This window comes from Lewinella sp. LCG006 (assembly GCF_040784935.1).
GTDB lineage: Bacteria > Bacteroidota > Bacteroidia > Chitinophagales > Saprospiraceae > Lewinella.
On sequence record NZ_CP160680.1, the window covers coordinates 678349 to 694566 of the forward strand.

The window sequence follows — 16218 nt, forward strand, 5'->3', positions numbered from 1 at the left end:
CACAAATCCTGCCTTAGAGAACTATAATACAAAAGCGCGGAAAACAAGACTTCCGCCTCGCTCCCCGCGCTTTCAATTTTTTAACCCAGTTTTTGCGCTACAGCTTAATCACTTTTTGTGACCACAGCTCTTTGTCCCAACTGATCTGGAGCCAGTAGGTTCCTGCTGGTAAATTGGTAAGATCCAATTGCTGCTGCCAGTTGCCAGGATTTACCTGGTGTACTTCTTGTCCTAAGTGCTGGCCCAAGGCATTCACTAATCGGAAGGACAAGGTCCCCTGGCTTGGCCAGTTGGTCGCACGCAAGTACAACTGGTCACTCGTGGGGTTAGGTGATAGCGTGAGGTCAAAAGCCCAGGCCGGCGTGTTTACGCCAGAGATAATTGGGTTAACCGTATCCATCGCTGTCGCCGATCCACATTCATTGGTCACTACCAAGATGACTTCAAATGGGCCGTTTGCGGTGTAAGTATGCTCTACCGTTTCACCCGTAGCAAGCTCTCCATCACCAAAAGTCCAGGAATAAATCCATCCAGGAACAGGGGAATCAACCATGAAGCCATAGGTCATCTCATCGTCCGTAGCCGTGGTAAATACGGGTGCTGCCGGAGCTTCCAGAACCGTCATATAATCCATTATTTCTACCATCGTGGTACCGTAAATATTGCTTACTTCTAAGCTAACATCGTAGGTGCCCACCGTTTCGTAGGTAACAGTCACTGTTGGTCCACTTCCAGTCGCAGGTGTCGCTCCGGGGAACGACCAAGCCCAGCTTGTTGGATTGTTTTCTGAAAGGTCAGTAAAAGTAACAGTAAATGGTACACATCCCGCAATATCGCCACTAAATGCTATCTCGGGGAGAAGCCCATCAATGACAATGGTCTGCGTTACATCGGCATCATTACACAGCCCCGTCGCCATCAGACTCACCTCGTAAGTACCATTACCCGGGAAAACATAGCTCGGGTTGTCCATGGTAGAGGTAGAACCATCAGGGAACGTCCAAACTACCCCCGTTGCTCCGGCAGAAGTATTGCTAAAGGCAGCCGTTGTTCCGTTGAGGGTATAATCAAAACCAGCTGTTGTTGCGGCAAAAATCGTTACGGCATCCTGACTGGTCACCGAATTGGTGCCAAATGCATTGGACGCTGATAGTGAAACGTTGTAAACACCAGGTGTGGAATACGTAACTACCGGATTGACTTCCGTTGATGTAGCAGGAGTACCTCCGGGGAAGCTCCACATAAGGGCATCCGCATTTTCCGTTGTACTGAAAAACGAGACGGTCAAAGGTGCACACCCTTCTTCCTCATCTTGTGTAAAGCTAATGGATGGGATCTCTCCTTCGACTACAATGGTCGTCTGGGTCACTCCCGAGCCACATGGCCCTGAAGCATTCAGCCTAACAATATAGGTACCCGTACCGGGAAAAGTAAACATTGGATTTTCCTCATTGCTCATAGCACCTCCTGGGAAAAGCCAAGTGTAATTAGTCGTATTGGTACTAAAATTCTCAAAGGTCGCCGTCAAGCCATTCAAAGTATAGGTGAAGAAAAGATCGGGCAACCCGATCACCGTTACGGTCTGTTCCGTCGTGCTTGTTCCGGCAGCATTGGTCACACTTAAGCTTACTTGATAAGTGCCCGCGGTAGCAAAGGAGGTCATCACGGTAGCATCGGTGCTCGTAGCAGGTGTGCCACCTTCAATGGTCCAGCTGTAAGTATTGCCAGCACCTTGCTCATCAGCCGTCAGGATGATCATCTCATTCCGGCAAACGCTAAGGCTACTGGAAGTAAAGGTTGCCATGGGTACGGTGAGTACCGTGACCGACTGCTCGGTGGTATTGCTACCACACGCATTGGTGGTAGTAAGTTGTACCGTATAGGTGCCCGAAGCTCCGTAGGTGTGCATGACACTCATACCGCTGCCTTGGTTACCATCACCAAAGTCCCAAGCCCAACTGGTAATTCCTTCCTCGTCAGATCCAGTGGCCCCAATGGTGAGGCTGCCTAGTGTAGATGACAGCGTAAAGTCTGCGGCAGGCCCCTCTCCTACTACAATATAGTCTTCCAGGTTTTCGGTCGTCGTACCAGCAGCATTCGTCACCACTAGGCTTACCGAATAGGTTCCGGCAGTATTATAAGTAACGGTAGGATTGGCCTCGCTGCTAAACTCAGGAGAACCACCAATAAAAGTCCAGGCGTAGATGTAAGCACTTCCCTGGTCATTGGCCGTAAATGTAGTTGTAAAAGGCGTACAACCATTTTGCCCGGTGCTCGTAAATCCACCCGCAGGGGCTACGATCACCATGATGGTCTGGGTAATGGTTTCGGTACCGCAAGGGCCCGTTCCCGTCAGACTCACCTGGTAATTTCCAGGAGCAGCATAAGTGTGAGTAACCATTTGTCCCTCGCCAGTATTGCCATCTCCGAAATTCCAAACAAGATTATCTACCCCCTGGCTGGTACTGGAAAAAGTAGCTTCGTAAGCGCCTAAGACATAATCGATATTAAAGGTCACCATAGGTTCTGGCAATACCGTTACCGGTGTTACCGTCTCGGTAGTACCTGTACCAGCAGCGTTGGTAACACTGACACTAGCCGTGTAGTTGCCGGGTTCATTGTAAACAACCGTCACCACCGGATTGGTACTGCTCATGGGCAGGCCACCGGGAATGTTCCACAGGTAAGTATACCCTGGTTCTTGCGGCTGGGCAGTATAGGTCACTGTCAGCGGTGCACAACCACTGTCCACAGAAGCGGTGATGGTAGGTTCTGGAACAAAGAGGATATCAATGGTCTGTCTGCTGGTGTCTGTACCACATTCATTGTTGGCTACTAAGGTCACTTCGTAAGTACCTTCGGTGGCGTACGTATGCGTTGGGTTGGTCGCTGCCGACATCATCCCATCGCCAAAGAACCACTGCAAGCCATCGGCAAAAGAACTGTTATCGGTGAAATCAACAACGGCACTTCCCAAGTCATTGACATAAGTAAAGCCAGCTGTAGGCCCTTGTGCTACCACAATAAGATCGGTTTCCATCACCGTGCTTGCACCAGCGGCATTGGTGATCGTCAATTCTACCGAATAGGTTCCTGATGTACTATACGTTACTTCTGCTTCAGGGGTATCGGCCATTGCTGGTGTTCCTCCTGGGAAACTCCAGGCATAAGTGTAACCATCAGCCTGAGGGTTGGCCGTAAAGCTAACCGTCAATGGAGCACACCCACTGGTCACCGACGAGGTAACCGTTGGCGTAACGGGCAACACCAATGTTACTGTTTGCGTAGCTACGTCGGTTCCGCACTCATTTTCTACCGTTTGGGTAATCACGTAAGTGCCTTCTGCTTCATAAGTATGAGAAGAAGGAGTCGTCGTAGTGCTGTTTCCATCACCAAAGTCCCAAGTCACCATCGTGGTATTGCTACTCAGATCTTCCAGATCAACGGTAAGACTGCCTGGTGTCGCCGTTGCCGTAAATCCAGCGGTAGGGCCTTCATTCACAACAACGTAGCCGGTTTCGGTCACCGATGATGATCCAGCCGCATTGGTAATTGTCAGGATAACATCATAAACACCAGCAGCAACGTAATTAACGGTGGGGTTAGGGTCTGTCGAAGTAGCAGGATCGCCGCCAGGGAAAGTCCATTCGTAAATCAAACCATCTTCTTGTGGCTGAGCGGTAAAATCCACACTCCATGGCGCACACCCTGTCGTAACTGTACTTGCAATGGTAGGCGTTACCGGGAAGATCACTTCTACCGTTTGAGTAGTTTCCACCTGACCACATTCATTGCTCGCCACCAGGGTGATGATGTAAGTTCCGGCTTCGGTGTAAGTTACAGTTGGGTTAGCCAAAATTGAGGTTTCGCCGTTACCGAACGTCCAGCTGTAGCTGTCGGCATTGGTGGAATTGTTAACAATTACAGGACTGGCCTCACCGGGTGCTAGCGTAGCCGTGAAGCTCGCCGTAGGTAATCCTTGAACGGTAATATAGTTGACCAAAGTCACTGTTTCAGATAATCCATTGGACATTACCGTTAACGTCACATCATAAACCCCTGGCGTGGCATAAACCACCTCGGGGTTAGGCTCACTGGAGGTAGCTGGAAGGCCACCGGGAAATTCCCAAGACCAGCTATCAGGATCCCCATCGGATAGATCCGTAAACTGTACGGTGAGATCGGCACAGCCGCTGGTTACATCGCTGGTAAATTCCGCAGTTAGGACCGACTCTACAACCACGGTTTGAATAATGACATCACTGCCACAACTATTGAAAACTTCCAGCTCTACCTGATAGGTACCAGGGGCAGGAAAAGTGTGCAATGGGTTCTCTTGTTGAGAAAAAGTACCATCATCAAAATCCCAGGCAAAATCTTCTACATCAGAGGACGATGTATTCGTAAACTGGTAAGTAAGGCCCGTCGTATGAGCGAAGGTAAATCCTGGTGTTGGTAAACCAAGTACCGTCACCGCGCCGATTTCGGTATGCGTATCACTCCCCACATTGTTTTCAACCGTAAGGGTTACGTCATATACCCCCGGGAAATTATACTCCGTAAAAGGAAACTGATCATTACTGAAACTAGGGTCTCCACCCGGGAACGACCAATCCCAGAATTCTACTACGCCAGTTGATAGATCATCAAAAGATACCACCAGTGGTGCACAACCAATGGTGGGGTTCACTTCAAAGTTGGCCACCGGAGGGTCAGTAGCCCCACAAAAAGAAGTCAGTGAAATATTATCAACGTACATGTTGTTACCAAAACCGTTGATGTTTTCTATTTTGATCACCACATCTCCCTGCCCGTCAAAAGCCGACAAGTCAAGGTCGATACAGCCGGGGCTGTTGGTACACCATTCCGAAGGATCTTGTGGCGTGAAAGCATTGTTACGATCACCCGTGGTTGCAAAGTTTCCACCACCGGTTTCATCACCTTGAAACAGTAAATTCGGGAAGGTGGTACCACCATCCGTTGAAAGTGAAATACGCAACTGGTCGCGCATATTATTGTTGAAACGAGCGTAAGCATATTCTACGGAAAGCCTCACGTCTCCTTCTGCTGATAAATTAAATCCAGGGCTGATCAGGGCGTCTGATTCGCCGTCTGCATCGTAGTCAAAGTTATTAACGAAGGCAGCTTTACTCCCAAAATTCCCTTCAACATTGGTAATTTCCCAGGTGAAATCATTGTCTGGATTCTCAACATCCCAGCTACCAAAACCATTTTCGAAATTTTGGTAGTGAATGACTTTGCGGTAAGCCTCGTCTAATCCTACTTCCACCACAAAGGAGGTAAAATCATCACCTACATTGTTTTCTACACTTAAAAATGCCTGGTACGTACCTGGCTCGTCGTAATACACAATAGGATGGGCAGCGGTAGAAAAACTGGGTGTTCCCCCCGGAAAATCCCAGGTACGGTTCAGCACAACCCCTTCTGATTCATCAAAAAAGGCTACGAAACTCTCTATACATGCTTCCTCTACGGAGGCTTCAATAATTGCTATCGGCGGCTCCTGAGAAGACTCACATGTGCCTAAACAATTGGCGTTAGAGACAAAGTTATTGATGGAGTTGATGGAGGCATTCGACCAGGTATTGGTATTGTTTACCGAAGGTGCCATGATAAATCCACTTCCTCCGGCATCGTGTTGTGCACTGAAGTTGTGCCCTAGCTCATGCGACCAAACGACTCTGAGTAGGTTGGCATTGCTACTGAAGTTTTCGCAGGTATTGTAACGCAAGTTGTTGCAAACTCCACTCAACCAAGCTACACCAATGGTGCCGCCGTTGAAGTTTCTACCCGTCCACAACGTGGCTACATCAAAAGTGACGCCGAAGCCGCCGCCATTGCCCCAATTGGTAAAATTATCGAGCAAGGTACCTGCGTCTGTATTGTTCGTCCAAGGGTCACAGGTGGTATTGTTACAGGTGGCAATAAAAGTAGTGGCTACCTCAAACTGAATTTCATCGGCAAATTCGTTATCGTAATTGGTTTGTACGTTGGCGAGGTTATTGAGCATAAAGTTCTCCACACTGGTAGCATTGCTGCCCAGATCCTGAAACAATTCAAAATCCGACGCTAGGGCAATTTCTACCAACAAACACTCTCCCAGCTTCTCGGGGCCAGCAGGTTTCTCTTTCAGTTTTTCTACCTGGGCAGGGATGTGGGTCGCACAATATGCTTCAGGAATAATCGCATCCTGTTCCCGATAGACCAGATAGTGATCACGTTCCGCTTGGGCGTCAAAACGCCATAAAGGTTCAAGATAGTAGACAACTCCTTGCTCTTCCCAGCGGCCAAGCACGTAGTGCTCGTCAAAAGTAAAGAGTGCTTCCTGAGGATTAGTCAATCCAACCGTGCCCTGAAAAGTAGCCGTACGTAGAGGTACTTGTTGCTTCACACGACCATCCACCATTGTTTGAAGGTGGTAATTCTTAGCTCGTAAATCGTAACTGGTCAGACGAAAATCCAGTTGCTGTTTCCCTTGGGTAGCCAAAGAAAATTTCACTTCATTTGCCGAAGCTTGGTACATTTCGTACAAGACTTGGTAATCAAGCGCGACCGTCTGATAATCTTTAAATTGTTCTGCAAGAATGGGCGCCTCTGCTTTTGGCAAAGGCGATAACTGAACAGTAGTTTGGGCGTAAAGGGTTCCCGTCAAGAGGCATAGCCATAAAGGGAAGTAAGCTGCTAGCTTCATCATGGAGAAGAAATTGTGTTTTCAACTTAGAAGGGTACTCTAAGCAGTTAATAAATCCGGGTTGATAAGGTGAAACGGTGTTGCACGGATTCCAAGGGTAATAACTTATCGGCTTTTTTGGGAGGAGCACGCAAATATAATATCCTTTCAATTTTTTTTCTGATAACCTATACGTGGGAAAGCGATGGATGTTACAAATACCTTATTTTGTCGGCTATTGTACGCTGAGTTCGTGTTAAGTTACTAAGTTAGCACCTAGAATTGCGTTAAAAACAAGTTGAGCCTTCTCAATGAAAAAATTACCTGACATTATGAAACGTTTTTCCATCCTGATCGCCATTGTTTGCTGTCTGTCGCTAACGCTTCAAGCTCAAAGAGGAGAACCTCAGGGACAACGCTGGTGGCTAGGTGCCCACACTGCCCTTGGTTTTGGAGCCAGCACCACTTTAATCAATTACACCTTAGGGCTTGCGCCGATGTACGGCTATCGGATCATCCCTCAAATAAGCGTTGGTCCACGGGCAAGTATTCTTTATAACCACTACCGTTTTCGGGACTTTTTTGGGAATGTTTTCGAGAAGGTCAACGTAGTGGACACTGGCATCGGTGCTTTCGTCCGAGGACAAGTATACCGGCAATATTTTGCTCAGGCTGAACTCATGTACGAAAATGTACAGGTTCCGATTGGTAACGACGAAAAAGTCACTTATAGAGGCATGAACGCCTACATCGGCATCGGTATGAACAGCGGCGGAAGTAACCCTACTTTCGAACTCATGCTCGCTTACGACCTCAACCTACAGGCCATCTACCGCAACAACCTCATTAATGGACGCTTTGGGTTTACGCTGTTTTATTAAAGTTGGAAGGGTGGAAAAGTGTAAGGGTGTAAAAGTTATTAACGCTTACACCCTTACACTCACCTAACCTTTACACTGTTAAAACCACCCCTAATCCAAGCGCTTTTCCTCTTGCGACAGCACCCCTTCAATGGCGGCAAATACCCGTCGGGGTTTGTGGGGGCGCCAATTGATGTCGTTGAAGAGGCCGCCGAAGTGCAGGTAGTTATCGAGTTGGGTATCGCGCATTTCTTCCAGCACATGATCTTGCATATTCAGGAGTACCACCCAGCCATTGTATTCCTCCAGGTCATCCTTCCACTCTTCGTAATAGCTGTCATCATCACCGTGATAATTGAGGACATTTTCGCCAATCAGAATGTAGTAGTAAATACCCTCAGCAATCATTTCATCGATCAGCTCTCGCTTGAAGAACATGATGTCATTGTGCACCGCATCGTTCCATTCGCCAATCAACTCGATAATGGCAAAATGCTGGTCATAATCAGCGTACAGCACCTTTAAATACAAGGTAGGCGAACCGATATTGTCCCACTGCGGATGAATGTAGTAGTTGTAAATCGTATCGGTATATTCAAATTCACTGTAAGTTCTGCCGTAAAAAGGAGAACGCTTGTCGCGAGCAGCCGTATATTCATCTCGCCAACGGAAAAATGGCTCAAGATCTTGCATATGTTTTTTCCTCAATGATTAACAACGAAACACTATTTTTACCGAGTAGTTTGACGGAAATAAGCCTATTTTCTCCGTCCCCAAAGCTTGAGTGTTTTCTAAGAGCATGTTTGGAGCTTGCTTGCACCGAAAACCAAGCATTTAGCAACCTGGCGTCACTCAAAATCACTTACTTGACCCGCCAAGCGCGTGATTTTGAGTTTAGCCAGAACGCTAAATCATTGATTTTCAAAAGTAATCCGCTCCAACACATGCTCTAAACTTTGCTACATGCTAAAAATTTTGATTACGGGTCCAGAATCCAGTGGCAAAACGCAACTGGCTCAAACGCTCGCACGGAGGTTCCACAGTCCTTGGGTGCCTGAGTTTGCGCGTACTTATCTTCATGCTTTAGAAGGGGACTACGAAGAAGAGGATCTACTAAAAATTCTCAACGGACAACTCCGTTTGCAGCAGCAACATCACAGTTCGCCCTTGCTCTTTTGCGACACGGGCCCCGAGGTTATCTACGTATGGAGTAAGGTGAAATTTGGCCAAGTTGATCCTTTTATTGAAGCAAGTTTACGCAAGTACCATTACACCCTGACCCTTTTGTGCACGCCAGATCTCGCGTGGGAACCCGATCCCTTGCGCGAAGCACCTCTTAGGGCAGACCGAGAGCAATACTTTGAAATGTATAGAAAAACACTGCAAAAGTTCAATCGGCCCTACCTGGTCATCAGTGGCCAGGGCGAACAAAGAGCCAACATTGCCGTTTCAGCAATTCAACAGTTACTGAACACGGATAAATAAAATAAGGTTTCACAACAAAAACCACGCTTATGAAGACGAAATCATTCTTTTTGGTCAGCCTGACCTTCCTGGTCATCTTTTTCGGTAGTGCTTGTCAAGCCAGCCGTACCACCAAAGGCGGAGCAATTGGCGCCGGTGCTGGAGGTGTTATTGGTGGTGTCATCGGAAACCGTTCCGGCAACACTGCTGCGGGCATTATCATCGGCGCTACCGTTGGTGGAGCTACGGGGGCAATCATTGGTCGCTATATGGACAAACAGGCCGCAGAAATCCAGCGCGATCTCGAAGGTGCCAGTGTAGAGCGGGTCGGTGAAGGCATTCTTATCACCTTCGACTCTGGCTTGCTCTTTGATGTAGGCAAATTCGCACTCCGCCCTGCGACCAAAGCCAACCTCAACGAACTATCGACGACCCTCAACAAATACGAAGACACGGAGATACTCGTTCAAGGCCATACCGACAGTACTGGTGAAGAAGACATGAACATGACCTTATCAGAAAACCGCGCTAAAGCTGTACGCAACCACCTTACAGGACAAGGCGTAGCGGCTAACCGCTTTACGGTACAAGGATTTGGGGAAAGCATGCCACTGGCTGACAATGAAACGGCATCTGGTCGCCAGCAAAATCGGCGGGTAGAAATTGCCATCTACGCCAATGATAAATTGCAGAAAGCTGCACGTAGAGGGGAATTGGAATAGAGAACCAATCAATTAGCGAAGAGACGTTGCGGCGCAACGTCTCTTCGCTAATTGATTAAAAATTATCATTCCCTCCTCCCTTCTGGTCGTCATTGTTAATCTTGGTACGGCGCGTCCGGCCATTGCCCTCAAAATCCAGCTGCCCGAAATTATAACTCAAGCTTATCCCCACCGAACGGAAGGGAATGCTGAAATCAGAGCGCTGGTAGAAGTTCTCCCCACGAATTTCGGAAGGAAAGTTCTTATTCCTGTTGAAAGGCTCAATAGCGCGCACACCCAAACTGAAACGCTTGTTGAATTCTTTGCGTAAGCCCATCCCGTAAATCCAAAAGCTTGGGTTCTGCCCTTGAAGCGTCTGATTAGGGGAACGTGCAAAACCAAAAAGATCAAATTTCCAATCGCGGGGCAGGTTAATATTTGCACCTACATTGGTGCTCCAAACGATGGCCTCACGGCTCAAATCAATAGAATCGATCGTTGATGAAGCATCATAAGTGAATATATTGAAGCCCAAGCGGAAAGAACCTACCTTTTTCACATTGATCGAAGTGAAAATATTAACTCCCACACTGTTGTTCACTCCAATATTCAGATAGCTCGTGTTAGATACCTCTGAATTGGGTTGTACCTGCACAAAACTCTCAATCACATCCGTGGTTTTGCGGTAGTAGACAGAAGCATTGACGGACACACCTTTGACGAAAGTACCATAGCTCAACTCGTACTGATCCACCACCTCTGGATCGAGGGTAGGATTACCAAAAACAACATTATTGGGGTCATTAAGCTGGGTAAAAGGGTTGATATAAAACAAACTGGGCCGCTGAATACGCTGGGAGTAACTGACCTTCAAGTTGCTGAAGTTTTCAAATTGCTTACTTAATATAATACTGGGCAATATGTTATCGTATTCCTGGGTAAACGGCGCTACTTCCAGTTGCTCGTATTCTCCGCCTATCGTGGTGCGTTCATAGCGGGCACCAGCAATCAACCCAATGCTTTTACCAAACTTGAAGTTAAAGGAGACATATCCAGCATGGACATCCTGGTCGTAAAGGAAGACATCCGTCAATTGCGATACTGGCGTAAACGGATCCCCATTGGTAGCACGCGTCAGCGTCTCGTAATCACTGTCAATTCTACGAATTACGCTCTTCACGCCCGTCTCCACCTTTAGTTTTTCACCAAAAGGATGCACATAATCGGCCTGTATCGTGTATTCCTGGTTGAGGCCGTTGTTGTAATTGCGAATATCTTCATCATAAATATCCGTTGTCCCCATCTGATCCGTAATATTTTCCTGATCACTAGCCGTGGAACTCACCTGAAATGCTGCCGAAAATTCGCGCTCCGAATCCGGAAAGGTGCGCTTGTAGTCTGTCGTCCAATCGTAGCCATTACGAAAACCTTCATTATCATTGGTTCGGGAAAAAGTAGTCGGCTCCGTTGCGCTCAACGAGGCAATTGATCCGTTCAATGTCCCGTCTCGCCAGTTATTAAAGCCATTGAACCGGATAGACGAGTTGAGGCTGTTGTAGGCATTAAAATCATAGAAGGCGCCAAAATTACCATTAAAACCCAGCACCTGGCTGCTATTGGGGCCTTTCTGCTCGAAGACCGAAGTAGTCAGCGGACCATCATATTCCTCCCGCCGAAAGTCGATATTTCCTTCCCGGCGCCACGACCAGAAGCTGTTGGCACCGCCGTTGAGGCCAAACCGGCCACGTACCCAGTTGATGTTCAATCCACCGTTGTTCTGCCGCGTACCAATAGAGGTATTAGCAGAACCCGTAATCCCTTCCGCGTTTCGTTTTTTGGTAATAATATTGATGATCCCCGAGCTACCTTCTCCATCATATTTTGCCGAAGGAGTGGTGATCACCTCCACTGTTTTGATCTGGTTGGCAGGTATCGTCTTGAGGGCATCCGCTGTATTGGCTGCAAACATCGTCGAGGGCCGCCCATTGATCAGAATCTGAATATTGGAAGAACCTCGCAAACTTACATTGCCATCCAAATCTACCGATAGCATGGGTACATTGCGCAACACATCGGCGGCATCTCCCCCAGTAGTGGTGGCATCTTTATCCGCATTGTAGACCAGTTTGTCAATCCTGTTTTCTACCAGAGCAGCTTGCTCAGTCACTACAATTTCATCAAGGTTTACACCGGTAGGCACCAAATAGATCGTCCCCAGGTCCAGGTCAGGTTTCTCCAAGGTTGTTTCTACGCCTGTAACGATGCGGTTTTCGTAGCCCATAAAACTGATGTTCAGTTCGTAGGTTCCGTTCTCTACTTCTATGATTTTAAAACTCCCGTCGGCTTCGGTTATTCCACCGTCCAACTGCTTACCATCGGCAGACTGTATCAGCACCAAGGTAGCAAACTCTACCGGCTGCCCACTGAGGGTATCCAGCAGTATCCCTGTGATCCGACCTTTGATGGTTGGGCCTTTTTTGCCACCTCCCCCACCCCATGGCGGTTGCGCCATCAAGAGGGTACCTAATAGGAGAAAGGCGCTGAAGAGTAGCGTGCGTTGGTAGAAACGTTTCATAAATTATTGAGCATTTAGGCAATTGAAACACAAAAGTGATCATTGAGTTGAGGTCTACCTAAACGATGATATGAATGGGGATGGATTTGCAGTGGAAGGAACGACAAACTCGGTGATTTACATCACCTTCCTTAATCATCAAATTTTCCCATCTTTGCGCTCACTAACAAACCGAAGTATAACATGGGTATTTTCAGCAAAGGCAGCAAAGCGTATAGCATCTTTAATATCAAGTGTCCAAAGTGCCACGAAAGTGACATGTTCCCTACCGGTAGCTTTAGCTTCAACCAGCCTTTCGAGATGAAAGAACGTTGCGACAAATGCTACGAAGATTTCTTCCCCGAGCCTGGTTATTACTACGGTGCCATGTTTTTGTCCTACATTTTCACAGCCTTCTTTTCTATCGGTTTTGTGCTGTTTTTGCACTGGGTACTCGACTGGAGCACTACCGCCAGTTTTGGCGCTTTACTCGTGGTGCTAGGCATCTTTTTTGTCTACATCTTCCGCCTGGCGCGCGCCCTTTACATCAACATCCATGTCCATTACGACCCCAACGCTATCGAAAAAGGTAAAGGCAAAGCCAACCAAAAAAGTAGCGCTTCACGTTTTGGCAATTAAGCACTTGTTCCAACGTATTTACATCTTACTACCCTCCGCAAGTCCCTCTACTTTCAATAGAGGCTCCACCAGCACCCTACGGGCCTGGTGCCGCGTCGTCCGCACTTCGCTGTGCTACGAGCTACCACCAATCGTATGATCGTATTCGTACGATCAGAGTGACCTTTTCCTAAACCGGAAATGAGAAGTCAGAAGTCGAAAGTTTTTGAAGGCTACTAATGGTCAGCTTTCCTCTAGTTAATGCGCGCGTCACAACACTTCCGACTTCCCACTTCCGATCTCCGACTTTGTCTCAATCGTATGATCGTATTCGTACGATCAGGGTGACCTTTTCCTAAACCGGAAATGAGAAGTCAGAAGTTGGAAGTTTTTGAAGGCTACTAATGGTCAGCTTTCCTCTAGCTAATGCGCGCGTCACAACATTTCCGACTTTCCACTTCCGATCTCCGACTTTGTCTCAATCGTATGATCGTGTTCGTACGATCAGCATCCGCCTGATACCCCTATTCTCGTCACAATGCCTTATTTTTGCCCAAACGACCAATTTACCGTTATCATGTTCAACGTGCATTCCCCAAATTTCCAAACGCTTTTCTTTTTAGTGCTTAGCTTTTTTGGCGGTACTACGCCACTTTGGAGCCAGCTACCAGATGACTTTTATGACACCGAAGTCCTGGATGGATTTGAGCTACCTCTCGGGATTACCTTCGACCGAAATGGACAGGGTTATATCTGGGAAAAAGCCGGGCAGGTGTATGTTATGGATACCGATGAACATCTCCTTCCTGAACCTCTCCTCGACATCAGCGAAGAAGTAGTCAGTTGGAAAGATCACGGCTTAAACGGCTTTTGTCTCGACAACGATTTTACAGAAAATGGCTATTTCTACCTCTATTATGTCGTCGATTTACACCATTACTGGCATTATGGCACACCCGAATACCATCCCGATAGTACCGTTACCTTCCAACCTAGTTTCGCCCGGATCGTCCGCTACCAAGCGGATCAGGCTACTAATTTCACAACCATCGTACCCGATTCCCGCAAGATTCTCTTAGGTGAAGACATCAGCAACGGCGTCCCTATTCTTTACGAGTTTCACGGCGCAGGCACCATCCTCCAAGGTCTCGACGGCACCTTGCTCTGCTCTTCGGGCGAAACCACCGGTGGCCTGCACATTGGTATCGGCAACGAACCCGGTGATGAGTTTGTCCCTCAAGCCATCGAATGGGGCATCATCACCCCCGACCAGGATCTTGGTGCTTACAAAGCACAGTACCTCGGTTCTCTCAACGGTAAAGTCCTACGTATTGACCCCGAAACCGGAGATGGCCTCCCTTCCAATCCTTTCTTTGATCCAGCGGCACCACGCTCAGCACAATCACGTACCTGGGCCATGGGATTTCGAAATCCCTTCCGCATGATGCTCAAACCCAATACCGGCAGTCATTATCCCAACCAGGGCAATCCTGGCACTATTTATCTCGGAGACGTCGGCAATGGTGCCTGGGAAGAACTCAATATCATTGAACATGGCGGCCAAAATTTTGGCTGGCCCATCATGGAAGGCAATGAAATTTGTTGGAAGTTCTGGACCACAGAAGTCCCCACCAACCCTTTGGCAACCAATCCCTTAGACAGCTGCGATCATCCCTTTTTCAACTTCCGCGATCTGCTTGCCCGCCCACTCGAAAGTGGCCCCTATGTACCAGGCAACCCTTGTGACGCCACCCAACCAATTCCTGCGGAGGTTCACCCCACTTACGCCCAGCAGCCTCTTCTCGTATGGAGCAACTCCCGCTGGAATCCACCTACCCGAGCGGCAGTACCCGGCTGGACAGCAACCGGCGATCCTACCAGTATTTTCCTCAATGAAGCCGACAGCCCCGTTACTGGCGAGATGTTCAATGGCTACTCCAGCCTTTCGGGCATCGTCTACCAGGGGGAACAATTCCCCGAGGCTTACCGCGGAAAATATTTCCACATCGATTTTAGTGGCTGGATTCGAACCCTTTCCATTGACGACAACAACCAGCTCTCGGCAGTAGACCTCTTTCACGAGTATACCCCAGACATCATTTACCTTGCCGAAAATCCTCTCGATGGAACCCTCTACTACACCAACCTCGCCGGTGAAGTTCATCGCATCACCTACGGTGGCAACCCTGCACCTGTAGCCGTCATTGATGCCGATAAATACTTCGGCCCCGGCCCACTTGAAGTACAGTTCACCGGTAGTGGTTCCTACGACCCCAATAATACAGCCCTCACCTATCTATGGGAATTTGGGGATGGCGAAACGAGTACTTTGCCCGATCCTGCCCACACCTTCACAGCTTCCAGTAACGCACCTACCAGTTATACCATTAAGCTCACCGTTACCGATGAAGAAGGCGCAACCCATACCGCTGAGCGGATCGTATCGCTCAACAACACTCCACCCCAAGTAGAAATCACCTCCTTCAAAGATGGAGATCAATACCCCCTGGACTTCTCTTCGCTGCTGAGGTTGGCGGCCCAGGTAACCGACGCCGAACACGCCGACGAAACCTTGATGTACCAATGGCGCACTTTCCTGCACCACAATGACCACTTCCACCCCGATCCTGTCATCTTCGAACGGGAGAGTCACTTCCTGATCAGCCCACTGGGTTGCGAACAGGAAATCTACTTCTATCGTATCGAATTGACCGTCACCGACCCCGAAGGCCTATCCACCACCGTCTCTCAGCGGATTTATCCTTACTGCGGTGAACCCTACGTCGAGTGGGTCGACCTCACTGGCGAGGTCGAAGAAACAGCTATCCCTCTCCAATGGAGTGCCCAATTCGAGGACAATATCACCAGCATGGAGCTCCAGCGCGGTAGCGACTATTTCACCTACGAGATTATCGCAATGATTCCTATCACCGGCGATCATACCAACTTGCAACAATATCAGTACACGGATGAAAACCCACTCCGAGGTGCTAATATTTACCGCATCAAAGTCACTACGGAAGATGGTGCTTTTACTTATTCCAATCTGGTTCCTTTCAGCTATCCAGCCCCCAAAGCGTGGCGTGTCTTCCCCAATCCTGCGCATCATCAGCTCTTTTTCTATCTTCAGGAAGCTTCTGCTGAAACTGTTGAACTGGAGTTTTTTAGTCTTCTGGGGCAACGCCTACGAGAGATCACCTTCCCTGCTACGCCAGGAGAAGAATGGCAACGAGAAATTCTGGTCAGTCAATTCCCCAAAGGCGTCTATGCCTACCGCCTCCGCTGTGGCGAACAAACTTATGTGGGAGAAATAATTATCAATTAATACAA

Annotated in this window: 8 protein-coding genes; 5 read left to right on the forward strand and 3 right to left on the reverse strand. The window is 48.2% G+C overall.

What is annotated here, in order from left to right; all coding sequences use genetic code 11:
* Positions 1-97 precede the first annotated feature (97 nt).
* The gene (locus AB0L18_RS02405) at positions 98-6715 is read right to left on the reverse strand and encodes a PKD domain-containing protein (protein WP_367390992.1); all 6618 of its coding nucleotides are present in this window, start codon (positions 6713-6715) and stop codon (positions 98-100) included.
* 308 nt (positions 6716-7023) lie between these two features.
* Between AB0L18_RS02405 and AB0L18_RS02410 the strand changes: the two genes are divergently transcribed.
* Positions 7024-7572, forward strand: coding sequence for a hypothetical protein (locus tag AB0L18_RS02410; RefSeq protein WP_367390993.1), 549 nt, complete (start codon positions 7024-7026; stop codon positions 7570-7572).
* A gap of 90 nt (positions 7573-7662) precedes the next feature.
* Here the strand turns inward: AB0L18_RS02410 and AB0L18_RS02415 are convergent, their stop codons facing one another.
* Positions 7663-8244: a hypothetical protein gene (locus tag AB0L18_RS02415; protein ID WP_367390994.1), complete on the reverse strand. Its 582-nt coding sequence runs from the start codon at positions 8242-8244 to the stop codon at positions 7663-7665.
* Positions 8245-8514: 270 nt separating this feature from the next.
* On the opposite strand from AB0L18_RS02415, the gene AB0L18_RS02420 reads away from it, so the two are divergent.
* Both AB0L18_RS02420 and AB0L18_RS02425 read left to right on the forward strand, forming a co-directional pair.
* Positions 8515-9036 carry an AAA family ATPase gene (locus tag AB0L18_RS02420; protein ID WP_367390995.1) on the forward strand — a complete coding sequence of 174 codons (522 nt, stop codon included), beginning with the start codon at positions 8515-8517 and terminating at the stop codon, positions 9034-9036.
* Positions 9037-9065: 29 nt separating this feature from the next.
* On the forward strand, positions 9066-9737 hold the full coding sequence (locus tag AB0L18_RS02425; protein WP_367390996.1) for an OmpA family protein: 672 nt from the start codon (positions 9066-9068) through the stop codon (positions 9735-9737).
* Between the two features lie 55 nt (positions 9738-9792).
* Here AB0L18_RS02425 and AB0L18_RS02430 read toward each other — a convergent pair whose 3' ends face one another.
* The gene (locus AB0L18_RS02430; protein ID WP_367390997.1) at positions 9793-12291 is read right to left on the reverse strand and encodes a TonB-dependent receptor; all 2499 of its coding nucleotides are present in this window, start codon (positions 12289-12291) and stop codon (positions 9793-9795) included.
* A 183-nt stretch (positions 12292-12474) separates the two neighbouring features.
* On the opposite strand from AB0L18_RS02430, the gene AB0L18_RS02435 reads away from it, so the two are divergent.
* Complete coding sequence (locus AB0L18_RS02435; protein WP_367390998.1) at positions 12475-12909, forward strand: DUF983 domain-containing protein; 435 nt, start codon at positions 12475-12477, stop codon at positions 12907-12909.
* A 517-nt stretch (positions 12910-13426) separates the two neighbouring features.
* Positions 13427-16213, forward strand: a complete 2787-nt coding sequence (locus AB0L18_RS02440) for a PQQ-dependent sugar dehydrogenase (protein ID WP_367390999.1) — start codon at positions 13427-13429, stop codon at positions 16211-16213.
* Positions 16214-16218 lie beyond the last annotated feature (5 nt).